Below are 25,819 nucleotides of genomic sequence, written 5' to 3'. Positions count from 1 at the left end.
GTACGCGCCTTCGGTGCGACTCGACCAGCGGTGATGGTGGACACGACTACTCCGTCCCGAGCCCGGCCGCGCTCACGAGGTCGTCGCCGGCCGCCTCGAGCACGGCGTTCAGTGCCGAGAGGTCGAAGAGCCCGTCGATGTCGCCCGCCTTCGCGGTGCCAGCCGCGACGCCGTCCTCCAGCAGCTGGGCGAACGTGTCGGCGTGTGGGTCGACCGTGAACTCGACGTGCTCGAGCGCCCGGTCGATGACCGCGTCCGAGAGGCCCTTGCCGGCATCCGCTTCGAGGCGCGCGTTGATCACGTCGGCCGCGGCATCCGGGTTCTCGTCGAGCCAGGCGACGGATGCCGCGTGGCCGGCGACGAGCTCGCGGACCGTCTCGGGGTGCTCGGCGAGGAAGTCCGCGCGCACGAGCAGCACGGTCGTCGGGAACTCGCCGTCATCCCAGAGGTCGGCCTCGTCGACGAGCACCTCCGCGCCCGCGTCGACGACGAGCCGCGACACCCACGGCTCGGGAAGCCACGCGCCGTCGAGGTCGCCCGCCTGGAAGAGCGTGAGCGTCTGCGCGTTCTCGGTCGGCGAGATGGTCACGTCGCCGCCGCCCGTGGTCGAGGTCTCGTAGCCCTCCTCGGCGAGCCAGGTGCGCAGCGCGACATCCTGCGTGTTGCCGAGCTGCGGCGTGGCCAAGTTGGTGCCCGCGAGGTCGTCGGCGCCGTCGATGCCCGGCTGCACGACGAGCGCCGCACCGCCGCTGGCGGCGCCGGCGACGATGCGGGCCGACTGGCCGGCCGAGGCGACGAACGTGTTGATGGCCGGGTTCGGGCCGATGTACGTCGCGTCGATCGCGCCGGCTGACAGCGCCTCGATGGCGGCCGGGCCGGCGTTGAACACCTGCGTGGAGAGCTCGGTGTCGCCGAGCGCGTCCTCGATGAGGCCCTCCTCGAGCCCCACGAGCGCGGGGGCGTGCGTCACGTTCGCGAAGTAGCCCAGGCGCAACTCCTCGGCGGGCGTGCCGGTCGCCTCGGCGGCGGGCGCCTCGGGTTGGGTGTCGGCACCCGACGCGGGGGTGGCCGCGCATCCCGACAGGGTCGCGGTCGTGAGGATGGCTCCGGCGAGCATCATGCCGGCGAGGTCTCCGAGACGGGTCGAGCGGATGGCGCGTGATGCGGTCATGCTGGTCCTCCTTCGGTGACGATGCCGGCGGCGAGGGTCGCGCCGTCGTGCGGATGGATGACGAGGAACGCCCCCGCCCGGCGGTGTGCGGCGTACGGCTCGACGGCGAGGTCCGCCGCGAGCTTCAGCCGCACGAGTCCGATGTCGTTCGTCTCGAGCGCCGCGGTCGGCTCGGTCTCGAGCGTGTTCAGGTCGAGCCGGCCGCGGATGTCGGTGACGAGCGCCTGCACGGTCGACGTGCCGTGCTTGACCAGCACCCGGCTGCCCGGCGTGAGCGGCCGGCCGTCGAGCTGGAAGACGTCGGCGTCGAGCTCGCGCCGGGGCTTCGGCAGCGACCCGGCCGCCACGATGACGGCACCGCGCGCGGCGTCGACGGGGTCGGCCAGGCGCAGCGAGACCGAGAGCGGGGCGGATGCCGCCTCGACGGCCACCGGTCCGCGGTCGATGCCGGTGACGGTGGTGGTGACGCCGGCCGGGAACACCTCGACGAGGTCGCCGACGCGGACGGTGCCGGACTCGATGCGGCCCGCGAAGGCGCGGTAGTCGCGGAAGTCGTCCGCCGCGCCCGCCAACTCGGGCGACAGCGCGCCCTGCGGACGGACCACGAGCTGCACCGGCAGGCGCAGCGCCTCGAGGTCGGTCTCGAGTTCGTCGATCGTCGAGAGCGTCTCGAGCAGTTCGAGCAGACTCGGGCCGTCGTACCACGGCGTGTTCGCCGAGCGCTCCACGACGTTGTCGCCCGCGAGCGCCGAGACCGGCACCACGTGCGCGTCGGGCAGGCCGAGGTCGCGGGCCAGCCCCGCGACATCCGTCGCCACCTGCTCGAACGCGGCGCGGTCGTACCCGACGAGGTCGATCTTGTTCACCGCGACGATCACGTGCGGGACGCGCAGCAGCTGCACGACCGCGAGGTGGCGGCGGGTCTGCTCGAGCACGCCGTTGCGCACGTCGACGAGCACGACGACGGCGTCGGCGGTGGCCGCGCCCGTGACCATGTTGCGCGTGTACTGCACGTGGCCGGGGCAGTCGGCGAGGATGAACGACCGGCGACCGGTCGAGAAGTACCGGTAGGCGACGTCGATCGTGATGCCCTGCTCGCGCTCGGCGCGCAGGCCGTCGGTGAGGAGGGCGAAGTCGATCGCGCCGGGCTCACCGCCGAAGCCGCGCTCGGCCGACGTGCGCGCGACCGACTCGAGCTGGTCGGCGAGGATCGCCTTCGAGTCGTGCAGGAGCCGGCCGACGAGGGTCGACTTGCCGTCGTCGACCGAGCCGGCGGTCGCGAACCGGAACAGCGAGCCTTCCGGTGATCGAGTAGCGCCCGGCGCAGCCGGACGCGTACCGAGATCTGATGTCGTCGTGGTCTCGATACGCTCGCTGGCGCTCGCTACTCGACCAACGGTGTGCTCGCTCATCAGAAGTACCCGTCCTTCTTGCGGTCCTCCATGGCCGCCTCCGAGAGGCGGTCGTCGGCGCGGGTCGCGCCGCGCTCGGTGAGGGTGGATGCCGCGACCTCCCGCACGATGTCCGACACCGTCGCGGCATCGGACACCACGGCACCGGTGCAACTGAGGTCGCCGACGGTGCGGTACCGCACGGTGCGTCGCTCGACGGTCTCGCCGGCACGCGGCGCCGACACGTCGCTCACCGCGAGCCACATGCCGTCCCGCGCATACACGTCGCGCTCGTGTGCGAAGTACAGCGGCGGCAGCGCGATCCGCTCCCGCTCGATGTAGCGCCACACGTCGAGCTCGGTCCAGTTCGAGATGGGGAACGCTCGCACGTGCTGGCCGACGGTGTGCCGGCCGTTGTAGAGGTTCCAGAGCTCGGGGCGCTGGTTGCGCGGGTCCCACTGGCCGAACTCGTCGCGCAGCGAGATGATCCGCTCCTTGGCGCGCGCCTTGTCCTCGTCGCGGCGGGCACCGCCGAAGACCGCATCGTGCCGTCCGGCGGCGATCGCGTCGAGCAGCGGCTGGGTCTGCAGCGGGTTGCGCGTGCCATCCGCCCGCTCCTGCAGGCGCCCGTCGTCGAGGTAGTCCTGGACGGATGCCACGACGAGCCGGATTCCGAGCCGCTCGACGGTCTCGTCGCGGAAGCGCAGCACCTCGGGGAAGTTGTGGCCCGTGTCGACGTGCAGCACCGGGAACGGCACCTTCGCGGGCCAGAACGCCTTGGTGGCGAGGTGCAGCACGACCACGGAGTCCTTGCCGCCGGAGAACAGCAGCACGGGCCGTTCGAACTCGGCGACGACCTCGCGGATGATGTGGATGGCCTCGGCCTCAAGCGTGTCGAGCGCGTCGAGCTGCGCGGTGGACGCGTCCGCCGGACGGGCGGTGTCGGTGGTGTCGGTCATAGGTGCAACCCGCATTCCGTCTTGGCGAGGCCGGCCCAGCGGCCCGACCTCGGGTCCTCGCCCGCGGCGACGGGCTTCGTGCACGGCTCGCAGCCGATCGAGGGGTAGCCGTGCGACATGAGCAGGTTGACCGGCACGGCGTTGGCGCTCGCGTAGTCGAGCAGGTCGTCGAAGCTCCATGCCGCGACGGGGTTCACCTTCACGAGCCCATTCCGCTCGTCGTAGGTGACGAGCGGCGTGAGCGCTCGGGTCGGCGCCTCCTCACGGCGCACGCCGGTGAACCACACCTCGTATCCGGCGAGCGCCCGCTGGAGCGGCTCGACCTTGCGGCGCGCGCAGCAGAGGCCGGGGTCGCGCGCGAACAGCTCGGCGCCGAACTCGGCGTCCTGCTCGGCGACCGTCTGCTCGGGCCGCACGTCGACGACGCGCACGTCGAGGGCGCGCGCGACCTCCTCGCGGGTCACGTGGGTCTCGGCGAAGTGGTAGCCGGTGTCGAGGAACAGCACGTCGACCCCGGGCAGATGCTGTGCCACCAGGTGGGGGAGTGCGGCGTCGGCCATCGAGCAGGCGACGGCCGCGGCATCCGTGGCGAAGTTCGCGGCGACCCAGGCGACGACCTCGGCAGCGGATGCCTCGCGGTCGGTGAGGCTGCCGAGTGCGGCGTTGCCGGCCTCGGCGAGGGCGCGCAGCTCGTCGGCCGAGCGCAACCCCGCTGGTCGAGTAGGACGCGAAGCGCCCGTATCGAGACCTCGCACCCGGGTGGTCTCGGTACGCGCCTTCGGCGCTACTCGACCACCGAGCCCGAGGTTCCGCGCGCTCATCGCAGCGCCTCCTCGTCGGCGCGGTGCGCCCACTGGGCGAACGTCTCGTCGGCCGCGGCATCCCGCTCGTCGAGGAACCGCGTGACGACCCGCTCGACGTAGTCGGCGATGCCGTCCGCCGTGACCTTGAGGCCGCGCACCGTCCGGCCGAGGCCGGCCTCGTCGCGGTCCTGCGAGGCGAGCCCGCCGCCGAGGTGCACCTGGTAGCCCGGTACCTGTTCGCCGTCGATCGTCACGAGCTGGCCCTTGAGCCCGATGTCGGCGGTCTGGATGCGCGCGCACGAGTTGGGGCATCCGTTCACGTGCAGGGCGATCGGGTGCGGCAGGTCGAACGCGTCGAGGCGTTCCTCGAGCTCGAGCACGGCCGCCGTCGCATACGCCTTGGTCTCGACGATGGCGAGCTTGCAGAACTCGATGCCCGTGCACGCGATCGTGCCGCGGCGGATGAGGCTCGGCCGGGCCTGAAGCCCGAGCTCGTCGAGCCCCGCGATGAGCGACTCGACCCGGTCTTCGGGGATGTCGAGGATGACGACCTTCTGGTGGGGCGTGGTGCGCAGCCGGGTCGACCCGTGCGCCTCGACGAGGTCGGCGAGCTTCGTGAGCGTCGGGCCGGAGACGCGCCCGACGATGGGCGTCGCGCCGACGTAGAAGCGGCCGTCCTTCTGGCGGTGCACGCCCACGTGGTCGCCGACCGTCGTGGGCGTCGGGGCGGCCGGACCGTCGGGCAGTGGCGCCCCGAGGTACTCGGTCTCGAGCACCGACCGGAAGCGCTCCACGCCCCAGTCGGCGAGGAGGAACTTCAGCCGCGCCTTGTTCCGCAGGCGCCGGTAGCCGTAGTCGCGGAAGATCTGGGCGACGCCGTGCCACACGTCGGCGACGAGCGCCGGCGCCACGAACACGCCGAGCCGCTCCGCGAGCCGCGGCGCCGTCGACAGGCCGCCGCCGACCCACAGGTCGTACCCGACACCCAGCGTCGGGTGCTCGACCGCGACGAACGCGACGTCGTTGATCTCGTGCACCACGTCCTGGCTGGGGTGGCCGGTGATGGCCGACTTGAACTTGCGCGGCAGGTTCGCGAGCGACTCGTCGCCGATGAAGCGCGACGTGATCTCGTCGATCTGCGGCGTCGGGTCGATGAGCTCGTCGGCGGCGATGCCGGCGACGGGCGATCCCAGGATGACGCGGGGCACGTCGCCGCAGGCCTCGGTCGTGCCGAGCCCGACGGCCTCGAGGCGACGCCAGATCTCGGGCACGTCCTCGACGCGGATCCAGTGCAGCTGCACGTTCTGCCGGTCGGTGAGGTCGGCGGTGTCGCGCCCGAACTCGGTCGAGATGCCGCCGATGACGCGGAGCTGCTCGGTCGTGAGCTGCCCGCCGTCGATCCGGACGCGCAGCATGAAGTACTCGTCCTCGAGCTCGTGCGGTTCGAGCGTGGCCGTGCGCCCGCCGTCGATGCCGGGCTTGCGCTGCGTGTACAGCCCCCACCAGCGGAAGCGCCCGTGCAGGTCGGTCGGGTCGATCGACGCGAAGCCGCCGTCGGCGTAGATCGTCTCGATCCGCTCGCGCACGCTCAGGCCGCCGTCGGCCTGCTTCCACTCCTCGTTGGCGTTGAGCGGGGCGGTGCCGTCGACCTTCCACTGCCCGTTCGGCTTGGCCGAGGGGCGGGGCGTGCGGATGTCGCGGGCCGGGCGCTCGGCGCGCGGCGCCCGCGGCGCGGCATCCGTCGTCTCGATCGTCACGGTTCCCTCCTCGTCCGCACCCCGTCCGGGGCACGTGGTTGACGAAGGTACGGGGGGTCGAGCGGATGCCGGAAGGCCGCCCTGTCACGTTCGGTCACCCCGTGTCGCACGGCGTCACATGCCGTCGCAGACGGTCACGCGCCCGCCGGCGCGGGATCGCGTTGACCTCGCGCCGACCCAGGGGGAGGATGCCGACATGGAGACGCCCGGGGACGCCGCCGACCGCCACGCGGGCAACCTCTTCGGCCTGCTGACGACGCCGCTCGTGGCCGGGCTGATCGTGTTCCTCGGCACCGCGTGGTGGACGTGCGAGGGATTCGTCTCGTCGGGCGACAACGGGTGGCGGCTGTCGGCGGTGGACCCCGCGCTGCTGGGGTCCGGCGGCGTGATCGGCGGGGCGCCGTCGTGCGAGCGGGTCATCCCCATGGTCGGCGACGACGCGTCGGCGTGGCTGGTCGCCCTGCTCGTCGCGGGCCTCGGCTACGTCGTCGTCTTCATCGCGCTGGTGCTCCGCAACGGCGGTCGCCGCGCCGCCTGACCCGCGAGCGCCCGGTCAGGGCCGACGGGCTCCGTCATGCAGGGCGCCGACGGATGCCGCGTAGCGATCGAGCACGATGTCGACGAGCTCGGCCGGCGCGGGCTCGTCGGGCACGAGGAGCGGGGCGGCCGTGACCTCCGCCCCCGCTGCCCGGGCGAGGTCGTCGAAGTAGCCGGGCGCGAGGAGGTAGTTCGCGACGACGACCCGCCCGCCGTCGGCGAGCAGGTCGCGCGCGGCCGCGACCGCGTCGGGCAGGCGCGGCTCCGCCGCCGAGAGGAAACCGACCGCGACCTCGCGCCCCGCCGCGGCGCTCAGGCGCCGTGCCTGCTCGACGCAGTCGTCGACCGCGCGCCGGTCGCTCGACCCGGCGACGGCGAGCACGATGCGGTCGTCGTCGCGCAGGCCCGCCTCGCGCAGCCGGCGCAGGAGCACGCTCGCGAGCCGGTCGTCGGGCCCGAGCGCGCCCGCGAGCGCGACGGGCCGCGCGGTCTCCTCCTCGACCGCGTCGGTGAGGTCGACGTAGACGTGGTACCCGGCCGAGAGCAGCAGCGGCACGACCACGGCGGGCTCGCCGTCGGCGAGGGAGGCCAGGGTCGCAGGTATGTCGGGCTGCTCGACGTCGACGTGACCGAGGCGCACGGTCGGCGTGGCATCCGGATTGCGCTGCGCCACCGCCTCGGCGACCGCGTCGTGCAGGCCGCGCACCGCGCGCCGCCCTTCGGGGGACGACGTCCCGTGCGAGATGCCGACGAGTGCGGGGGGCTGGGCGGTCATTTCCTCATGTTCGCATCGGCTGCGCGACGCCCGCGAGCGCGTCACCTCGTGTGACGCGGGCGCGCTACTCGACGACGAGCGCGAGCGACGTGTCGCCGCACGGCACGACGGTGCCGCCGCCCGGTAGGCGCGCGGCATCCGTCACCCGGCCCGCGGCCTCGGCCTCGCGGAGCGGCGCGAGCGCCTCGGCGAGCCCGTCGAGCCGGAGGAGCGCCCCCGTGGCCCGGTGCGTCTCGCTCGACGCGACGATGCGACCCGACGCGTTCACGATCGTGCACGTGCCGCCGGCGCCGCGCAGCACGGGCAGCAGCACCTGCTCGAGGCGCGCGACGTACACGTCGGCGCCCACGAGCCCGACCATCTCGCCGTCGACGCGGACGGGCGTCGTGATGGTCACCGTGTAGTCGTCGGTGCAGAGGTAGTCGACGTACGGGCCCGTGAGGTGCCGGCTGCCGGTCCGCTCGGGCACGCGCCACCACTCGAGCGTCGTGTAGTCGCGGAACGACTCGGCGTCGGGGTCGCTCTCGGCGTCGAGGCGACGGATGCCGCGCGCGGCCTCCGCCTGGAACGGCGACCGGCCGCTCAGCCACCAGGCCAGGTGCCAGGGCGCGTCGACGAGGTAGCCGGGTGCGGCGACGAAGCCCGCGCCGGTGATGAGCGTCTCAGCCCGGACGAGTTCGGCCGCGACGAGGTCGTGCACGAACGGGTCGACGGATGCCGCGCGCGGCTCGGCGTCGCTCGAGAGCCGCCGCTCGGCGGCGTCGCGCCACGAATCGATGACGGCGAACACGGGATCGATGACGTCGGCGATGCGTCGTGCGACGGTCGCCGCGTCGGTGGCGACGGCGTGGGTCATGATCCACTCCCTTCCCCGGCTTCGAGGCGCGCCTTCTCGTCGATCAGCCATTCGACGCACTCGGTGACGTGGTCGACGGTCGCGCGGCGGGCGGATGCGGCATCCGCTCGCCGGATCGCGTCGATGATGTCGAGGCGTGCCTGCCTACTGCGGTCACGGTACTCCTGGGCCCGCAGGCACAGGAAGAGCAAAGGTCCCGTCTCGGCCTGCAGGCGGAGCTCCTCGTGGACGAGGCGGGGCGACTGGCTGACGGCGGCGACCTCGAGCCGGAACCGGCTGACCGCGCGGCGGGCGCCGCCCGCGGAGGTGAGGTCGGCTCGGGCGTCGATCTCGACGAGCGAGGCGATGTCGTCGTCGCTCGCGCGGTCGGCGGCGACCTCTGCGGCCATGCCGGCGATCGCGGCGACGTGCAGCGAGAGGTCGCGGAGTTCGATGCGGCTGGTGGTGCGCAGCCGTTCGTCGAGGACTCGCGCGGAGGCGTCGCGGTCGTAGGTGACGAAGCTGCCGCCGTCTCGGCCGCGCCGGGTGCGGACGAGTCCCTTGTGGCGCAGCGCGACGAGGGCTTCGCGGGCGGTGACGAGGGCGACGCCGAGGCTCTTGGCGAGGTCGGCCTCGCTGGGCAGGCGCTCGCCGTCGTGGAGCACGCCCGAGACGATCGCGTCGGTCAGGCGCTGCTCGACGAGCTCGGCGCGGCCGGCGCCCTCGAGCGGCGAGAAGATCACGGCGCGGGCGGCGTCGGCGCGCGCGGTGGCGTGCGGCATCCGTCCTCCTCGATGGTGCGCCGCGGCGGGGCCCCCGGACTGGGGGCGGCCTCCGCCGCTTCCGTGATCAGACCGTAACACGAACCTATGGACTATGACATATGAAGCCATATGATTTACCCCATCGAGATCGAAGGAGATCGTCCATGACCGACCAGCAGCCGGCCATCCGGCTCACCGGACTCACGAAGGAGTTCGGCGCCGTCACCGCCGTCGACCACGTCGATCTCGAGATCGGCGCGGGCGAGTTCTTCTCGATGCTGGGACCCTCGGGCTCGGGCAAGACCACGGTGCTCCGCTTGATCGCCGGGTTCGAGCAGCCGACGGATGGCACGATCGAGCTCTTCGGCGACGACGTCACGAGACGGGCGCCCTTCGACCGCGACGTCAACACGGTCTTCCAGGACTACGCGCTGTTCCCCCACATGAACGTGCTCGACAACGTCGCATACGGGCTCCGGGTGCGCGGCATCGGCAAGGCCGAACGCAACGAGCGCGCCCGCCGGGCGCTGGCATCCGTTCGCCTCGAGCAGATGGCCGACCGCAAGCCCGCGCAGCTCTCGGGCGGGCAGCGGCAGCGCGTCGCCCTCGCCCGCGCCACGGTCGTGCAACCCAAGGTGCTGCTGCTCGACGAGCCGCTCGGCGCGCTCGACCTCAAGCTCCGCGAGCAGATGCAGGTCGAGCTGAAGCAGATCCAGCGCGACCTCGGCATCACCTTCATCTTCGTCACGCACGACCAGGAGGAGGCGCTCACGCTCTCCGACCGGGTCGCCGTGTTCAACAACGGCCGCATCGAGCAGCTCGGCACGCCCGCCGAACTCTACGAGCGACCCGCCTCGCGGTTCGTCGCCGACTTCGTCGGCACCTCCAACCTGTTCGACGACCGCGTCTCGCAGGCGCTCCTCGGTCGCGGCGGCGTCCACTCCGTGCGCCCCGAGAAGATGACCGTCGGCGCCGGCGAGACGGGCGCCGGCATCCGCAACGCCCCCGGCACCGTCGCCGAGACCATCTACCTCGGCAGCGGCATCCGTCTCGTGGTCGACCTCGACGCCGGCGTGCGCGTCAGCGTGCTCGAGCAGAACGACCGCAACCGCACCCACGACGAGGACCGCGGCGATCGCGTCGTCGTCAGCTGGCACGACGACGACGTCATCGCCCTCGGCGGGGCGGATGCCGCCGCGCCCGCGCCCGCCGCCTGAACCTGCACCACACCCACCACCCATCGAAACCAGGAGAGAGAACATGATGCGCACCACGCGCACGGCGCGCCGCGGCGCGACCGTCGGCGTCGCGATCGGCTCGATCGCGCTGCTCACCCTCACCGCCTGCGGCACGACCTCGGGCGAGACCGCCGCCACCGGCGATGCGGCCACCGAACTCGGCGAGACCGAGGGCCAGGTGTCGATCCTGGCGTGGCCCGGCTACGTCGAGGACGGCTCCAACGACCCCGCCGTCGACTGGGTCACCCCCTTCGAGGAGGAGACCGGCTGCGAGGTCACGTCCAAGACCTACGGCACGTCGGACGAGGCCGTGAACCTCATGAAGACCGGCGACTACGACGTCGTCGCGGCATCGGGCGACGCCACCCTGCGGCTCATCGCCGGCGGCGAGGTCCAGCCCGTCAACACCGACCTCATCCCGAACTACGAGGGCATCTACGACTTCCTCAAGGAGAAGGAGTGGAACTCGGTCGACGGGCAGTCGTACGGCATCCCGCACGGCTACGGCGCGAACCTGCTCATGTACAACACCGAGGTCTTCCCCGAGGCACCCACCTCCTGGGACGTCGTCTTCGACAAGGCCGCCGAGAACTCCGGCAAGGTGACGGCGTACGACTCGCCGATCTACATCGCGGATGCCGCGGTGTACCTCATGCACCACCAGCCCGAGCTCGGCATCGAGAACCCGTACGCGCTCGACGAGGAGCAGTTCCAGGCCGCGGTCGACCTGCTCAAGGAGCAGCGCCAGCACATCGGCGAGTACTGGTCCGACTACCTCAAGGAGATCCAGGCCTTCGAGACCGGCGACTCCGTCGTCGGCACCACCTGGCAGGTCATCCAGAACGTGCTCGCCGGATCCGGCGCGTCGACCGAGGTCACCCTCCCCGAAGAGGGCGCGACCGGCTGGTCGGACACGTGGATGATCGCCTCCGACGCCGCCAACGTGAACTGCGCGTACGAGTGGCTGAACTACATCGCCAGCCCCGAGGCGAACGCCCAGGCCACCGAGTACTTCGGCGAGGCGCCGTCGAACCAGGAGGCGTGCGAGTTCCGCAGCGAGGGCTCGTGCGAGGCCTTCCACGCCGGTGACGAGGAGTACGCCTCGCAGATCTGGTACTGGACCACCCCGATCGCCGAGTGCGTCGACGGCCGCACCGACGTCGAGTGCGTCGACTACGCCCAGTGGACGGCGGCCTGGCAGGAGATCAAGGGCTGAGCCCGACGCGGGCCGGGGAGACCGGCGCCGCCGACGAGAGATCAGCCCCCCTCGGTCTCCGACGACGGCACCGCTCCCCGGTCCGCCCCCGCCGTTCCCGAACCCTCCCACTTCCCCGACGAACCGGACCGACAGGAAGACGAATGACGACGAATGCGACGGCACCGGCCCCGGTCCGCGGCCCCGACCGCGACGACGGCTCCCGCAGCGCCATCCGCCGCCCCAGGGCCACCCCCGCCCGCCGCACGTCGGTGTTCCTCAGCACCCATCCGCGGATGCGGCTCGCGCTGCTGCTCTCGGCCCCGCTGTTCTGGCTGGGCCTCGTGTACGTGGTGGCGCTCGCCGCGCTGCTCGTCACCGCGTTCTGGTCGGTCGACAGCTTCACGGGCCAGATCCGCACCGAGTGGACGATCGACAACATCGTCACGGTGCTCACCGGGTCGCTGTACCAGACGGTGACCCTCCGCACGATCGGCGTGGCGCTGCTCGTGACCATCATCGATGTCGCGCTCGCCCTGCCGATCGCGTTCTACATGGCCAAGGTGGCCTCGCCCCGGGCGCGCCGGCTGCTCGTGATCGCCGTGCTCATGCCGCTGTGGGCGAGCTACCTCGTCAAGGCGTACGCCTGGCGGTCGGTGCTCTCGCAGGACGGCATCCTCGAGTGGCTGGTCTCGCCGTTCGGGCTGAGCACGCCGGGCTACGGCCTCCCCGCGACGATCATCACGCTGTCGTACCTGTGGCTGCCGTACGTGATCCTGCCGATCTACGCCGGGCTCGAGCGGGTGCCCGACTCGCTGCTCGAGGCCTCCGCCGACCTCGGCGGCAAGACCTGGCCGACCGTGCGCCACGTGGTGCTGCCGCTCGCCGCCCCGGCGATCATCGCCGGCACCATCTTCAGCTTCTCGCTCTCGCTCGGCGACTACATCACGGTGAACATCGTCGGCGGGGCGAACCAGATGCTCGGCAACCTCGTCTACACGAACGTGGGCGCGGCGAACAACCTGCCGCTCGCGGCGGCGATCGCGCTCATCCCGATCGCGATCATCTTCGGCTACCTCGCGCTCGTGCGTCGCACGGGTGCGCTCGACAACCTCTAGGGGCGAACGGATGCGACTCTCCCGACTCTCGCGCACGATGCTCGGCGCCGTGGCCGGCCTCATCCTCGTGCTGGTGTACGTGCCCCTGCTGGTGGTGCTCGTGAACTCGTTCTCGACGTCGACCTCGCTGTCGTGGCCGCCGCCCGGGTTCACGCTCGAGTGGTGGCGACGCGCGTTCGCGTCGGCCGGGGCTATGGAGGCCGTGCAGACGAGCGTCGTGGTGGCGCTCATCGCGACGGCGATCGCGCTGGTGCTCGGCACGCTCATCTCGTTCGCGCTGCAGCGGTTCGACTTCTTCGGCCGGCAGACGGTGAACCTGCTGGTGATCCTGCCGATCGCACTGCCGGGCATCATCACCGGCATCGCGCTGAACAACTTCTTCCGCACGATCATGGGCATCCCGCTGTCGATCTGGACCGTGGTGATCGCGCACGCCACCTTCTGCATCGTGACGGTCTTCAACAACGTCATCGCGCGGCTCCGTCGCACGGGCACGAAGCTCGAGGAGGCGTCGGCCGACCTCGGCGCGGGCGTGTGGACGACCTTCCGGCTCGTGACCTTCCCCCAGCTGCGGTCGGCGCTGCTCGCGGGCGGGCTGCTCGCGTTCGCGCTGTCGTTCGACGAGATCATCGTGACGACGTTCACGGCGGGATCGGGCGTGACGACGTTGCCGATCTTCATTCTGAACAACATGTTCCGCCCCAGCCAGGCGCCCATCGTCGCCGTGATCGCGGTGGTGCTGGTGCTCGTGTCGATCATCCCGATCTACCTGGCGCAGCGGCTCTCGGGCGACGAGCAGCAGCGCCGCTGACTCCGGCCCGCCAGAATGGGCGGTATGGATGCCGCGATGCCGACGTCGTTCTCCGCCGCCCTGCCCGAGTGGCTCGTCGCCGAGCTGCCGGCACTGGCCGAGACGGTCCTCCCCGACGACGAGTCCCGCGTCGGGCTCGCGATCGAACTCGCGGACCGCAACTGGCGCGCCGGCAACGGCGGGCCGTTCGCGGCGCTCGTGGTCGACGCGGCATCCGGTCGGCTCGTCTCGGCCGGCGTGAACGTGGTGCTCTCGAGCGGGCTCAGCTCGACGCACGCGGAGGTGACCGCGCTGAGCCTGGCCCAGGCGCGCCTCGGCCGGTGGGACCTCGGTGCGGACGGCGCCGAGCTCGAGCTCGTCGTCAACTGGGCGACGTGCGTCATGTGCTACGGCGCGACCATGTGGTCGGGGGTGCGCCGGCTCGTCATCGCGGGGCACGGCGACGACTGCCAGCGCCTGACCGGCTTCGATGAGGGGCCGATGCCCGCCGACTGGATGGGCGAGTTCGAGCGGCGCGGCATCCGCGTGCGCACCGACGTGCGGCGAGAGGACGCGCTCGACGTGTTCCGCGCGTTCGGGGCGTCGGATGCGGTCGTGTACAACGCGCGAGGGCAGGCCGACGCCTGACCGGTGCCGGCGGCAGGGGCGATCGGGCGGATCGGCGCTCACCTGAGCGCTGGACTCGCTACTCCATGCGCAGATGAGCATTCCTCGACGATGATGCATCGTTTCTGCCTGTTCATCAGGGAGTTTCCGTCTGGATAACGTTCGGTGACGGGTGCGCGGCAACCCTTCACACCGCGTCATCCCGCCGCATATGCTGTGCCCCGTGCGTGGGCCACCGTGGGCCCACCGGCAACGAGGAGCATGATGAAACGTCCCTACCACGCGCTCGCGGGCCTCACCGCCGGTGCGCTCGCCGCGGTCGGCCTCGCCGTCCCCGCCGCCCACGCCGCCGACGGCGTCGCGAACGACCTGATCATCAGCGAGTACGTCGAGGGCAGCTCCAACAACAAGGCCCTCGAGTTCGCGAACCTCACGGCGAACCCGATCGACCTCGGTGCCGGCGGCTACGCGGTCAAGATGTACTTCAACGGCGGCGTCACGCCGGGCCTGACCGTCAACCTCACCGGCACCGTCGCCGCGGGCGAGGTGCACGTGCTCGCGCAGGGCTCCGCCAGTGCGACCGTGCTCGCCGCGGCAGACCAGCTCAACAGCGGCAGCTGGTTCAACGGCGACGACGCCATCGTCCTCGAGAAGGCGGGCGTCGTCATCGACTCGCTCGGCCAGGTCGGCTTCGACCCGGGCACCGAGTGGGGCACCGGCCTCACCTCCACGGCCGACAACACGCTGCGCCGCAACGCCTCCGTGTGCTCGGGCGACACGAACACCGCCGACTCGTTCGACCCCGCCGCGCAGTGGACCGGCTTCGCGGTCGACACGTTCGACGGCCTCGGCGCCCACACCGCCGACTGCGAGGCCGGCGACGGCGATGGCGGCGGCGACCCGGGTGACGGCGGCGGCGACCCCGGCACCGGACCCACGTGCGACACGGCGGTCGCGACGATCGGCTCGGTGCAGGGCTCCGGCACCGCCTCGCCGGTGGTCGGCAGCACGCGGACCGTGCGCGGCACCGTGGTCGGCGACTTCCAGGTCGGCGGCTTCAACGGCTACTACCTGCAGGACGCGGGCGACGGCGACGCCGCGACCTCCGACGGCCTGTTCATCTACGCCCCCGGCGGTGCCGACGTGAACGCCGGCGACGTGCTGACCGTGACGGGCACGGTGAGCGAGTTCTTCAACATGACGCAGATCACCGCCTCGCAGGTCATCCCGTGCGCGACCGGCGCCGTCCTGCCCGCCGCCACGACGCTCGAGCTTCCGGCGACGGATGCCCAGCGCGAGGCGCTCGAGGGCATGCGCGTGACGCTGCCGCAGTCGCTCGCCGTGCTGGAGTACTTCAACTACGGCCGCTACGGCGAGATCGCGCTCGGCACCGAGCGCCAGTTCCAGCCCACCGCGGTGTACGCTCCGGGGTCCGCCGAGGCGATCGAGCTGGCCGCCGCGAACGCGCGCGGTCGCATCACGCTCGACGACGGGCGCAGCAACCAGAACCCCGACCCGCTCCGCCACCCGAACGGCGACCCGTTCTCGCTGGAGAACACCCTGCGGGGCGGCGACCTCGTCACCGGCCTCACCGGCGTGCTCGACTACCGGAACAACGCCTACAAGATCCAGCCGACCGAGGCCGCCTCGTACCAGCGGGCGAACCCCCGCGGTGAGGCGCCCGAGGTGGCCGGCACGACGACGGTCGCGAGCTTCAACGTCCTCAACTACTTCACGACGCTGAACGCGCGCGGCGCCAACACCGCCGCCGAGTTCGAGCGCCAGGAGGCGAAGATCGTCGACGCCATCTCCCGCATCGACGCCGACATCGTCGGCCTCATCGAGATCGAGAACAACGGCGGTACCGCGTTGAACGCGCTCGTCGCCGCCCTCAACGAGGAGATGGGCGCCGGCACCTACGCCGGCATCGACACCGGCGAGCTCGGCACCGACGAGATCACGACCGCGCTCATCTACAAGCCGGCGAGCGTCGTCCCCGTGGGCGCCCACGCCGTGCTCGACGCCTCGGTGGACCCGCGCTTCGACACGACGCGCAACCGCCCGGCGCTCGCGCAGACGTTCGAGCCGGTCGGCGGCGGCGACGACGTCACCGTCGTGGTCAACCACCTCAAGTCGAAGGGCTCGGCGTGCGCGGGCGACCCCGACCGCGGCGACGGCCAGGGCAACTGCAACGGGACCCGCACGGTCGCGGCGCAGGCGCTCGCCGACTGGCTGGCGACCGAGCCGACCGGTGCCGACGCGGGCCGCGAGCTGATCATCGGCGACCTCAACGCGTACGACAAGGAGGACCCGATCACGGCGCTCCGCAACGCGGGGTACACCGACCTGCTGCGCGAGTTCGTCGGCGAGTTCGCCTACTCGTACGTGTTCGACGGACAGCTCGGCTACCTCGACCACGGCCTGGCGGGCGCGAGCCTGCTCGAGGACGTGACCGGGGCCGCGGAGTGGGCGATCAACGCCGACGAGCCGACCATCCTCGACTACAACACCGAGTTCAAGTCGGCCGGCCAGGTGTCGAGCTGGTACGCGCCCGACGCCTACCGCTCGAGCGACCACGACCCCGTGATCGTCGGACTCGACCTCACGGTGCCCGACACGACCGCGCCCGAGCTCACGGTGACCGCGGACCCGTCGGTCGTGTTCCCGCCGAACAACAAGTGGCGGACGGTCGCGGTCGACATCGCCGCGTCGGACGACTCCGGCGAGGTCGAGGTCGAGCTCACCGACACCGCATCCACCGGGGCGAAGGCCGAGGTGCGGGTGGTCGACGGTGACGTGCAGGTGAAGGCCGTGCGTGGCGCGACCTACACGCTCACCTACACCGCGACCGACCCGAGTGGCAACGCCACGAGCGCATCGGTCACGATCCGGGTGGTTCCGTAGGTCGGCTGAACCTCGGCGACAGGCAACGGCGCGCCGCTCCCCGTGCAGGGGGCGGCGCGCCGTCGTCGTGAGCGGATCGTTCAGCGGTGGTCGTGGACGCACCGGGCGTGGCCGTGGCCGTGCCCGTGCCGGTGACCATGGCCGTGCCGGTGGTCGTCGCCGTCGGCGTGGCCGGAGTCGCCGTGGTGGCCGAAGCGGGGCCCGGCCCAGTGAGGATCGCGGAAGCGGCGAGGTCCTCGGCCGAACCGGCGTCCGGGCCGGTCCGGCCGGTCCTCGCTCCAGCCGAGTTCGCGGGCGATGGCCTCGAGCGTGGCGACCGTGGTCGCGTAGTCGTCGGCCGACACGGCCTCGGCGATGCGCGAACGGATGCCGCGGACGCGGTCGCCGAGCGTCGCGAGCGCCGCTCGGCCGTCGTCGGTGAGGTGCAGGTCGCCGGCGTCGCCCGCGATCCATCCGCGTTCGACGAGCGATGCGACGAGCTCGGGCCGGCGCTCGACTTTCATGCTCAGCCGCTCGTCGCGCGCCTCGCCTCCGATGAGGTTGAGCAGCCGCCATTCGCGACGGGTGACCTCGAGGTCGTCGAACGCTGCGGCGAATTCACGCGCGATGGCCCGGTCGACGGTCGTGAGCCAGAAGCCGAGTGGGCGGACCGGGCCGGAGGGCTCGGACCGGTCGTGGGAGTCGCTGGTGTGGTCGTGGGAGTCAGGGGTGTGGTCGTGCGAGTTCATGGGTTCCTCTCGGATGCGCCGGTCCGGCGCGGGGCGTCGGCCGCGGAGGGCCGGATGGAGTCGCCGCGAGTGCGGCCGCGGTGCGAGAGCACCGCTCGAGGAGGCGATGCATGTCATCAGGCATGCATATGTAGTGTGACATGCAATTCGAATGCATGTCAAATGACAAGTACTCTGGAGGCGTGAACGACGACCCCGAGACGCCCGCCGGACCTGCCGGAGGGGGCGACGCTGTCGGCCCGGCCGATGCGCCCGAACGCATCGCGCGCGCGCTCGCCGCGCTCCGCCGCGGCGGCCGACCGCCGTGGGCCACACGAGACGACGACCGCCCCGAGCGTGGGCGGGGTCATCGGCACGGACACCCCCACGGCGGGCCGCACGCCCACGGCCCGGGGCCGTCCGGCCACCGCGGGCCCCACGGCGAACCCGGCGCCGGCCCGTGGGCGTTCCGGTTCGGTCCGGTCGCCCGGCACCGGCTCCTCGCGACCCTCGACGCGGCCGACCGGGCCATGTCGGTCACCGAGCTCGCCGAGGCGATCGGCGTCGACCAGCCGCGCGCCAGCCGCCTGGTGCAGGGCGCCGTCGCCGACGGCCTCGTCGCGCGCGAGGCCGATCCCGACGACGCCAGGCGCACCCGGGTGCGCCTGACCGAGTCCGGCCGCGCTGCCGTCCGATCCGCCGGAGCCGAGCACCGCCGGGCCATCGAGTCCGCCCTCGACGGATTCAGCGATGAGGAGCGCGTCGTGTTCGCCGACCTCCTCACGCGGTTCGCCGAGGGCCTCCGCCGCGAGCGCGGCCGCTGACCGCGCGGGTGCCGGCCCGGCTAGCCGTCGGAGCGGGGCACTGAGGACGGGGTCGCGTGCGCGGCATCCGCGACCCGCTTCGGCAGCCGAACGAACAGCATCATCACGAACCCGGCCGCGAGCACCAGCGCGATGCCCAGGATGCCCCAGTACTGCGCGCCGAACACGGCGATGAAGCCCGCCCACGCGAGCGGTGCGAGGAAGCTCGCCGCGCGGCCCGTGGTCGCGTACAGCCCGAAGATCTCGCCCTCGCGTCCGGCCGGCGTCACCCGGGCGAGGAACGACCGGCTCGCGGCCTGGGCGGGCCCGACGAGGGCCGACAGGAACAGGCCGAACACCCAGAACACCGTCTTGCCGGCGTCGTGCGCGACGAAGACGACGACCGCCGAGACGATCAGCCCGCCGAGGGTCGTGAGGATCACGGCCCGCGGGCCGAACCGGTCGTCGAGCCGGCCGACCACGATCGTCGACACGCCCGCCACCACGTTCGCGGCGACGCCGAAGATCACGACCTCGTTGAACGAGAAGCCGAACGTGATGCTCGCGATCACCGCGCCGAACGTGAAGACGCCCGCGAGCCCGTCGCGGTACACCGCGCTCGCCAGCAGGAACCAGAACGTCGGACGCGCCTCGCGCCAGAGCCGGGCGATGTCCCGCCCGAGCACCACGTAGCTGCGGAAGAAGCCGACGCGCTCGCGGTCCGGTGCGGCCGGGGCCTCGGGCACGTTGAGGAAGATCGGCAGCGAGAACACCACCGTCCAGATCGCGCAGAACAGCGCCACGAGCCGGATGTTGAGCCCGCCGTCGGTCGGGATGCCGAACCAGTCGGCGAAGTCGGCCACGACGACCAGCGCGAGCACCACGATGCCGCCGAGGTAGCCGAAGCCCCAGCCGAGCCCGCTCACGCGACCCACCGTGCGCGCGTTCGACACCTGCACCAGCATGGCGTTGTAGTTCACGCCCGCGATCTCCTGGAAGACCGTGCCGGCCGCCAGCAGCCCCGCCCCCAGCCAGAAGAAGCGCCAGTCGGCCTCGACGAACACCATCATCGCCTGGCAGAGCACGACCCCGCCCGTGGCCAGGGCCAGCCAGAACTTGCGCCGGCCCGCGGCATCCGCTCGCTGCCCCAGCACCGGCGCGAGCACCGCGATGAGGATGCCGCCGAGGCCGACCGCGAGCCCCAGCTGCGACGAGAGCTCGGCGAGGCCGCGCTCGTACGCGGGATCGTCGGGCGACAGCCCGGCCACCTGCGGCGCGAGGAACAGGGCGCTCGTGAGGTACACCGAGAAGACGAACGTCGTGATGACGGAGTTGAACGGTTGCGTCGCCCAGTCCCACAGCGCCCACGACCACACCTGCCGACGCGGCACGGGCCGGTCGCCGGCGAGCTCGAGGCCCGTGATCACCCGCAGTTCGCCGGTCGAGAGGTGCGGGGCGGTCGCGGTCGAAGCGTGCTCCGCCGGGGGCTGAGGGTCGGTCATGGGGGCAGTCTTCCGGCGCGGGGTGAACGGGCGGTGACGGCGCGCCCGGCCGGGCCGATCCGCGTCGATCCCGTGCAGGCTAGCGGCTCGGAGCGCCCCGGCGGAAGTGGCCGAACCCGCCACCGCCCGTCGCCCGACCCGTCGTGCGTCACCGCGGCGGGATGCGCACGTCGGCCGTCACCATGAAGTGGTCGCTGGGGAAGAGCCCGTCGACCGCCTCGTCGACGATCGATGCGGCTTCCACGACGGCGCCGGATCCGTTGGCCATGAGGATGTGGTCGATCCTCCGATCCATCTCCTTGACGGCCTCGAGCGGCGCGAACGGGACCGCCGAGCTCAGCGTCACCGCATCCGCTGCACCGCCGGCGATCGTCCAGGCATCGACCGCCACCGGCGCCAGCGGGGCGAACTCGGCCTGGGAGACGTCGCAGTTGAGGTCGGCGAGGAGGAACGTCGGGGGCGCCTGGTCGGGCGCGCCGATCAACTCGGCGAGCCGCATCGTCTGGGCGAGGTGATCGTCGGCGTACGCCGGTTCCCATTCGGTGGCCGCGACCACGACGCGGAACGGCGTCTCGGGGTGCGCGATCCGCGCCTCGAGGGCGATCGGGGCGACCTGTCGGTGGCTCACGGGCAGTTCGTGCTCCACGGTGCCGGCGATCGGCCACCGGCTGACGAGGCCCACGCCCATCCGCACGCCCGCCTGGTCCTCGTGCTCCGGCGGCTCCGGCACCGGCGGCAGCGACGGGCCCGCGAAGGCGGCGTGCATCCCGAGGTGCGCGGCGATGCGATCGGCCTGCGACTCCGTCCGGGTCGCCCAGCACTCCTGCAGGCCGAGCACGTCCGGCGCGACGCGCTCGAGCGTCGCCAAGATGCCCCGCTCGCGCGCCCGCCAGTCGGGCGCGAACCGCCAGAGCACGTTCCACGTCGCGAGTCGCATGCGCGGCAGCGTAGGCGCGAGCGCCGACGATCGCGAGCCCTTGCGTCGCCCGCGTCGCCCGGGTCCACGAGCTGCCGGGGTCCCCGAACTGCCGGGTCCCGGCGGACGGGAATCGTCGGATCGGCGATCCGGTACCGACGATTCCCGTCCGACCTGTGCTCGGCGGCGTCCACCCCGACGAGCGGATGCCGCGCCTCAACCGGTCACGTCGCCGACGAGCTGCGCGAACAGGTCCTCGGCGTCGCACTCCAGTCGCTGCCGCGTGAACCAGTCGCACACGTTGACGCAGTCGCGGTGCAGCAGGTCGAACCCGTTCGGGTTCGCGACGACGTCGACCACCTGCGGCAGGTCGATCGCGACCACCCGCCCCCGGTGCACGAGCAGGTTGTAGGGCGAGAGGTCGCCATGCGCGAGGCCCGCGAACGCGAGCGTGTGCATGAAGTCCACGACCTGATGGAACAGGTCGCGCAGGTCGTCGCGCGAGGCGCGCACCTGCGCGAGCCGCGGCGCCGCCACCCGTCCCTCGCCGACGAACTCCATGAGCACCTCGGTCTCGCCGACCTGCACGGGATACGGGACGGCCGCGCCGAGCTCGGCCAGCCGGCTGAGCGCGGCGAACTCGGCGTACGCCCACTCCGTGCGCGCGACCTCGCGGCCGTACGACGAGGAGCGCTGCACGGCGCGCACGTCACGGCTGCGGCGCGGCGCCGCCCGGCCCTCGGTGTACACCGCCGAGCGATGGAACATCCGGTGCTCGGTGCCGCGATAGCGCTTCGCTGCGAGGAGCGTCCGATTGCCCGGCACCTCGGGCGGCGCACCCGGCACCGCGCGTTCGATGAGCCAGAGGTCGGCCTCCTTGCCGGTCTTCACGATGCCGAGTTCGGTATCGATCGCGGCGGCGGAGGTGACGACCCAGTCGGGGCGCGGAAGAGGCCCGCGCTCGCTGGGCTGGGTGGCCGGCCAGGTGGACCAGCGCTGGTCCTCGCCCGGCTCGACGTCGGCGAAGGCGAGGTCGTGGGCGAACGCCGCGGCGAGCGGCGTGGCGGATGCCGCGCGGCGCGCGGCGGAATCGTCGAGTGACGACAGCATGTTCACGGTGGTTCTCCGAGATCGTGGAGGCCACCGTCGCGGATGCTAGCGGGCGGCCTCGCAGGGAAGGGTGTCTGCGATACGCGCGACAAGGACGGTGTTCATCGCTCACTCCTTCCGGTCTCGGCCCGCTGGGCGCTCGTGCTCGCCTCGATCGAGGCGACGGATGCCGCGTGGCGCGGCCCGCACGAGCATACGCCGGTGCCGCGGCATCCGTAAAGACCCGCGCCCGGTCGGTGCTAGTCGGCGACGGCGACGAGGAAGTCGGCCGAGGTGGTGAAGTACGTCACGCCGTCGACGTTCGCCATGACGGGGATGTAGTTCGGGTCGTAGTCCGGCGGCGCCTCGAGTGCGCCGGGGAGCGGGTAGCCGGTCTCGACCCAGCCGGCCGACTGCAGCGACGCGGAGCGCGCCTGCCACGCGGCATCCGTCTCGGACAGGATCGTGAACCAGACGCCGAGGTCGCCGCCGCCCAGCCAGGTGCACGACAACCCGCCGTCGGCGGCGAGCTCGGCGGCGGCCGGACCGAAGGGCTCGGACCGGTCCGCGCGGTACTCCAGCCCGTCGGCCTCGAGGCGCGCGGCGTCCTCGGTCGCGAGCACGTTCTCGCAGGTGACCTCCTCGCCGGACGACGTGGTCGGCGCGGGCACCGCGCTCGCGGTCGGGCTCGCCGAGTCGGCGGACCCGGACGCGCTCGGGGGCGCACTGCCGGTGGGGCGCGACGCGGGCGGGGCGGGCTCCGCGACGCATCCGGTGAGGAGGCCCAGGACGAGCCCCGCGCCGGCGAGCGCCGGAAGCGACGTTCGGATCATGGCGGTAGCGTACCCGCGGCCCCGGATCGGGCAGGTGAGGCGGTCAGGCGCGGGCGGCGACCGCCTCGTCCTCCTCGGTGGCGACGAGCTGCCCGCAGGCGCCGTCGATCTCCTTGCCGCGCGTGTCGCGGATGGTCGTGGGGATGCCGGCGTCGGAGAGCCGGCGCACGAACTCCTGCTGCACGTCGAGCTCGGACGCGGTCCAGATCGACCCGGGCGTCGGGTTCAGCGGGATCGGGTTGACGTGCACCCAGCCGCGGCCGCGCTCGTTGAGCTTCTCGGCGAGCAGGTCGGCGCGCCATCCGTGGTCGTTCATGTCCTTGATGAGGGCGTACTCGATCGACACGCGGCGACCGGTCTTCTCGAAGTACTCGCGTGCGGCGTCGAGCGCCTCGTCGACCTTCCAGCGCGAGTTCACCGGGATGAGCTCGTCGCGCAGCCCGTCGTCGGGCGCGTGGAGGCTGAGCGCAAACGTGACGGGCACGTGCTCGTCGGCCAGCTTGCGGATGGCGGGCACGAGGCCGACCGTCGAGACGGTGATGTTGCGGGCCGACATGCCGAGGCCGTTCGGCGCCGGGGCTGCCATGGTCCGCACGGCGCGCATGAGCCGGGCGTAGTTCGCGAGCGGCTCGCCCATGCCCATGAACACGATGTTCGAGACGCGGTCGGGCGTGCCGTCGTCGGCGCGCTTGCCGCCGAGGGCGCCCGACGCGATGACACGGTTCGCGGCGACGACCTGGTCGAGGATCTCGGCGGCCGACATGTTGCGCGTGAGGCCCGCCTGGCCGGTCGCGCAGAACGGGCAGTTCATGCCGCAGCCGGCCTGGCTCGACACGCACAGCGTGATGCGGCCCGGGTAGCGCATGAGCACCGACTCGACGAGCGCGCCGTCGTGCAGCTTCCAGAGGAACTTGATCGTGTCGCCGCGGTCGGTCTCGAGGCGGCGCACCTCGGTGAGCAGCGGCGGCAGCAGGCCGGCGACGAGTTCCTCGCGGCCCGCAGCCGGGAGATCGGTCATGTCGGCGGGGTCGCTCGTCCAGCGGGTGAAGTAGTGGCGCGCGACCTGCTTGAGCCGGAACGCGGGGACGCCGAGCTCCTCAGCCTTCGCCTTCCACTCCTCGGGAGCGAGGTCGGCGAGGTGGGCGGGCGGCTTGCCGCGCTTCGGCGACGCGAACTGCAGCAGCGGGCGGCCGTCGGCGTCCTTCGCCTGCTGCCATCCCTCGGTCTTCGGCCGCACCTGGCGGGGCTTGGTCGAGCGGATGCCGCTGCCGCGCGTCTCGCGCACGGCGCCGTCGCGCGGGGTCGCCGCCGGCTCCGCGGTGCGGGCAGGGGTGTCGGGCGCGTCGGTCGGCATCCCTCCAGCGTACGCGGAGGCGCCCGAGCATCCGCTGGATGCCCGGGCGCCCCGGTCGCGCGTGCCCGCCGTTACGGCGTGATGGTCCACGTGGCCGGCGGCTTCACCTGGTCGTACAGCCAGGTCTGGAAGAACCCGTCGAGGTCCTTGCCCGAGACCTCTTCGTAGATCGCCTGGAAGTCCTCCGACGTGCCCGCCGAGTCGTCGTACCGCTCGAGCCAGAGCTTCGCAGCGTTGAAGAAGGTGGTGTCGCCGACCTCGAGTCGCAGCGCGTGGAGGGTCGCGGCGCCGCGGTCGTACACCTGGCCGGCGAAGAGACCCAGCGCACCCGGGTCGCCGATCTGCAACTGCCAGTACGACGTGGATCGGTTGGCGTTGTACCAGGAGTTGTACGCGGTCTGGGTGCTGCGGATGCCACGATGGTCGTTCCACATCCACGTGGCGTACGTCGCCCAACCCTCGTTGAGCCAGATGTCCTGCCACCGCTCCGGGCTCACGGCGTTGCCGAACCACTGGTGAGCGAGTTCGTGCGCGACGGTGCCCTCGCTGGCCTGCGTCGAGTAGACCGGGCGAGTCTGCGTCTCGAGCGCGTACGCGATCGAGTCGTTGTCGACGATCGACCCGTACGCCACGAACGGATATTCGCCGAACTTCGACTCGAAGAAGTCGATCATCGCGACTTGGCGGCCGAGGCTCGCGTTGGTCGTCGTGAGTCGAGCCGAGGTCAGCTTGGTGTCGACCGCGTCGATGATCGGCACGCCGCTCGTCGAGTAGTAGGTGGGACGCAGGTCGAAGTCCCCGACCGAGGCCGTCGTCAGGTAGCTCGCCTGCTGGTCGGGTGCGTTCCAGAACCAGGTCGTCCAGCCGTCAGCCGTCTCCTGCGGCTTGGGCTGGATCCCGTTCGCGACCGCGACCTTGCCCGCGGGCACCGTGATGGCGAAGCTGTAGGTCGCCTTGTCGGTCTGGTGGTCGCTCACCGGGTACCACGTCATCGAGCCCTCCGGCTCGCTCGCCACCATTGCGCCATCGCGCATGGTGACCCAGCCGTACAGCGAGTCCTCGATGTCCGTCGGCCGCGTGGTCGCGCCGCCGTACTCGATCACGAGCTTCACCTTCTGGCCGGCCTTGATCATCGGGCGCGGCTGGATGGTCAGCTCCCAGATCCGCTGCGCGTCGTCCTGCACGTGCCAGTACGCGGCACCGTCGACGACCTCACCGGCGAGCGGCGGCTGGATGCCCGTCGCAGGCTTGCCGTTGACGCTGACCGACCGCACGTCCATCCCGCGGAGGTCCAGGTTGAACCGGTCGAGGTCCTGCGTGGCGACGAGGTCGATGGTGGCGACACCGTCGAACTGGCCCGACAGCGGCGCGGGCGACGGGGCGGGCGGTGCGTAGCGGATGGCGAGGTCGTAGTGCTGCACGTCGTATCCGCCGTTGCCGGCGAACGGGAAGTACGCGTCGCCGACGCCCGAAGCGCCGGCCGTGTACCGCGGTCCCGCATTGTCGGGACCCTTGCCCGGAGCCGCCGCGGCCGCCGTCGCGCCGAATGCGCCGAGGACCACCATCGCGGCGGTCGCCCCGCCGATCAACCTCATCCTGTGCCGAATCATGCTCACCCTTTCCTGATGCCGGTGGCTGCACCCTAAGGGAAAGCGTTTGGCGCGCAACAGACCCCAGAGCGGGGAAGCGCGCACGTTTCCTGCGTCCTTGAGCGCGTCACGCGGGTTCCATGCGTCACCGCCGATCCGGAC

General features: G+C 72.1%; 23 protein-coding genes. 8 read left to right on the top strand and 15 right to left on the bottom strand.

The genetic code is table 11. From position 1 onward, the window contains the following. Positions 1 to 46 precede the first annotated feature (46 nt). From RH861_RS00435 to RH861_RS00415, 5 genes are read right to left on the bottom strand one after another with little or no spacing between them, the layout of a single operon-like run. Entirely contained in the window at positions 47 to 1,171 is a 1,125-nt protein-coding gene (locus tag RH861_RS00435; RefSeq protein ID WP_310519260.1) for an ABC transporter substrate-binding protein, read from the bottom strand. Continuing rightward, the gene (locus RH861_RS00430; RefSeq protein WP_310519259.1) at positions 1,168 to 2,583 is read right to left on the bottom strand and encodes a sulfate adenylyltransferase subunit 1; all 1,416 of its coding nucleotides are present in this window, start codon (positions 2,581 to 2,583) and stop codon (positions 1,168 to 1,170) included. Before RH861_RS00430 ends, RH861_RS00435 begins: the two co-directional genes overlap by 4 nt. Beyond that, the gene (gene cysD / locus RH861_RS00425) at positions 2,583 to 3,521 is read right to left on the bottom strand and encodes a sulfate adenylyltransferase subunit CysD (RefSeq protein ID WP_310519258.1); all 939 of its coding nucleotides are present in this window, start codon (positions 3,519 to 3,521) and stop codon (positions 2,583 to 2,585) included. The genes RH861_RS00430 and cysD overlap by 1 nt, the downstream gene beginning before the upstream one ends. Further along, entirely contained in the window at positions 3,518 to 4,342 is an 825-nt protein-coding gene (locus RH861_RS00420) for a phosphoadenylyl-sulfate reductase (protein ID WP_374760937.1), read from the bottom strand. The genes cysD and RH861_RS00420 overlap by 4 nt, the downstream gene beginning before the upstream one ends. Next, positions 4,339 to 6,081 carry a nitrite/sulfite reductase gene (locus tag RH861_RS00415; RefSeq protein WP_310519256.1) on the bottom strand — a complete coding sequence of 581 codons (1,743 nt, stop codon included), beginning with the start codon at positions 6,079 to 6,081 and terminating at the stop codon, positions 4,339 to 4,341. The genes RH861_RS00420 and RH861_RS00415 overlap by 4 nt, the downstream gene beginning before the upstream one ends. A gap of 196 nt (positions 6,082 to 6,277) precedes the next feature. On the opposite strand from RH861_RS00415, the gene RH861_RS00410 reads away from it, so the two are divergent. Continuing rightward, on the top strand, positions 6,278 to 6,619 hold the full coding sequence (locus RH861_RS00410; protein WP_310519255.1) for a hypothetical protein: 342 nt from the start codon (positions 6,278 to 6,280) through the stop codon (positions 6,617 to 6,619). 15 nt (positions 6,620 to 6,634) lie between these two features. Here RH861_RS00410 and RH861_RS00405 read toward each other — a convergent pair whose 3' ends face one another. From RH861_RS00405 to RH861_RS00395, 3 genes are all read right to left on the bottom strand, one after another. Further along, positions 6,635 to 7,393 carry a sirohydrochlorin chelatase gene (locus tag RH861_RS00405; RefSeq protein WP_310519254.1) on the bottom strand — a complete coding sequence of 253 codons (759 nt, stop codon included), beginning with the start codon at positions 7,391 to 7,393 and terminating at the stop codon, positions 6,635 to 6,637. Positions 7,394 to 7,457: 64 nt separating this feature from the next. After that, complete coding sequence (locus RH861_RS00400; protein ID WP_310519253.1) at positions 7,458 to 8,249, bottom strand: cache domain-containing protein; 792 nt, start codon at positions 8,247 to 8,249, stop codon at positions 7,458 to 7,460. After that, complete coding sequence (locus RH861_RS00395) at positions 8,246 to 9,010, bottom strand: FadR/GntR family transcriptional regulator (RefSeq protein ID WP_310519252.1); 765 nt, start codon at positions 9,008 to 9,010, stop codon at positions 8,246 to 8,248. The genes RH861_RS00400 and RH861_RS00395 overlap by 4 nt, the downstream gene beginning before the upstream one ends. A gap of 146 nt (positions 9,011 to 9,156) precedes the next feature. Between RH861_RS00395 and RH861_RS00390 the strand changes: the two genes are divergently transcribed. The 6 genes from RH861_RS00390 to RH861_RS00365 all read left to right on the top strand — a co-directional run bounded on the left by RH861_RS00390 (position 9,157) and on the right by RH861_RS00365 (position 16,864). Then, positions 9,157 to 10,209: an ABC transporter ATP-binding protein gene (locus tag RH861_RS00390; protein ID WP_067949548.1), complete on the top strand. Its 1,053-nt coding sequence runs from the start codon at positions 9,157 to 9,159 to the stop codon at positions 10,207 to 10,209. Between the two features lie 43 nt (positions 10,210 to 10,252). After that, on the top strand, positions 10,253 to 11,446 hold the full coding sequence (locus tag RH861_RS00385) for an ABC transporter substrate-binding protein (RefSeq protein WP_310519251.1): 1,194 nt from the start codon (positions 10,253 to 10,255) through the stop codon (positions 11,444 to 11,446). A gap of 143 nt (positions 11,447 to 11,589) precedes the next feature. Then, complete coding sequence (locus RH861_RS00380) at positions 11,590 to 12,543, top strand: ABC transporter permease (protein ID WP_082847236.1); 954 nt, start codon at positions 11,590 to 11,592, stop codon at positions 12,541 to 12,543. 10 nt (positions 12,544 to 12,553) lie between these two features. Then, on the top strand, positions 12,554 to 13,354 hold the full coding sequence (locus tag RH861_RS00375; protein ID WP_310519250.1) for an ABC transporter permease: 801 nt from the start codon (positions 12,554 to 12,556) through the stop codon (positions 13,352 to 13,354). A 24-nt stretch (positions 13,355 to 13,378) separates the two neighbouring features. Then, entirely contained in the window at positions 13,379 to 13,981 is a 603-nt protein-coding gene (locus tag RH861_RS00370) for a nucleoside deaminase (protein ID WP_310519249.1), read from the top strand. A gap of 240 nt (positions 13,982 to 14,221) precedes the next feature. Next, a complete protein-coding gene (locus tag RH861_RS00365) occupies positions 14,222 to 16,864 on the top strand; it encodes an ExeM/NucH family extracellular endonuclease (RefSeq protein ID WP_310519248.1) in 2,643 nt (880 codons plus the stop codon). 80 nt (positions 16,865 to 16,944) lie between these two features. Here RH861_RS00365 and RH861_RS00360 read toward each other — a convergent pair whose 3' ends face one another. Next, on the bottom strand, positions 16,945 to 17,592 hold the full coding sequence (locus RH861_RS00360; RefSeq protein ID WP_310519247.1) for a MarR family winged helix-turn-helix transcriptional regulator: 648 nt from the start codon (positions 17,590 to 17,592) through the stop codon (positions 16,945 to 16,947). A 182-nt stretch (positions 17,593 to 17,774) separates the two neighbouring features. Between RH861_RS00360 and RH861_RS00355 the strand changes: the two genes are divergently transcribed. Beyond that, positions 17,775 to 18,395: a MarR family winged helix-turn-helix transcriptional regulator gene (locus tag RH861_RS00355; protein WP_310519246.1), complete on the top strand. Its 621-nt coding sequence runs from the start codon at positions 17,775 to 17,777 to the stop codon at positions 18,393 to 18,395. A 20-nt stretch (positions 18,396 to 18,415) separates the two neighbouring features. Here the strand turns inward: RH861_RS00355 and RH861_RS00350 are convergent, their stop codons facing one another. The 6 genes from RH861_RS00350 to RH861_RS00325 all read right to left on the bottom strand — a co-directional run bounded on the left by RH861_RS00350 (position 18,416) and on the right by RH861_RS00325 (position 25,663). Further along, positions 18,416 to 19,876, bottom strand: coding sequence for an MFS transporter (locus tag RH861_RS00350; protein ID WP_310519245.1), 1,461 nt, complete (start codon positions 19,874 to 19,876; stop codon positions 18,416 to 18,418). Between the two features lie 148 nt (positions 19,877 to 20,024). Then, entirely contained in the window at positions 20,025 to 20,813 is a 789-nt protein-coding gene (locus tag RH861_RS00345) for an endonuclease/exonuclease/phosphatase family protein (RefSeq protein ID WP_310519244.1), read from the bottom strand. Positions 20,814 to 21,008: 195 nt separating this feature from the next. Then, positions 21,009 to 21,902 (bottom strand): serine protein kinase RIO, encoded by an 894-nt coding sequence (locus tag RH861_RS00340; RefSeq protein ID WP_310519243.1) that lies wholly within the window; start codon positions 21,900 to 21,902, stop codon positions 21,009 to 21,011. A 239-nt stretch (positions 21,903 to 22,141) separates the two neighbouring features. Beyond that, positions 22,142 to 22,714 carry a hypothetical protein gene (locus tag RH861_RS00335; RefSeq protein ID WP_310519242.1) on the bottom strand — a complete coding sequence of 191 codons (573 nt, stop codon included), beginning with the start codon at positions 22,712 to 22,714 and terminating at the stop codon, positions 22,142 to 22,144. 43 nt (positions 22,715 to 22,757) lie between these two features. After that, positions 22,758 to 24,068 carry a dual-specificity RNA methyltransferase RlmN gene (rlmN, locus tag RH861_RS00330; protein ID WP_310519241.1) on the bottom strand — a complete coding sequence of 437 codons (1,311 nt, stop codon included), beginning with the start codon at positions 24,066 to 24,068 and terminating at the stop codon, positions 22,758 to 22,760. A gap of 71 nt (positions 24,069 to 24,139) precedes the next feature. Beyond that, positions 24,140 to 25,663: a M1 family metallopeptidase gene (locus RH861_RS00325; RefSeq protein ID WP_310519240.1), complete on the bottom strand. Its 1,524-nt coding sequence runs from the start codon at positions 25,661 to 25,663 to the stop codon at positions 24,140 to 24,142. Positions 25,664 to 25,819 lie beyond the last annotated feature (156 nt).

This window comes from Agromyces indicus (genome assembly GCF_031432295.1).
GTDB lineage: Bacteria > Actinomycetota > Actinomycetes > Actinomycetales > Microbacteriaceae > Agromyces > Agromyces indicus.
This window is presented reverse-complemented; position numbering and strand designations above follow the sequence as displayed.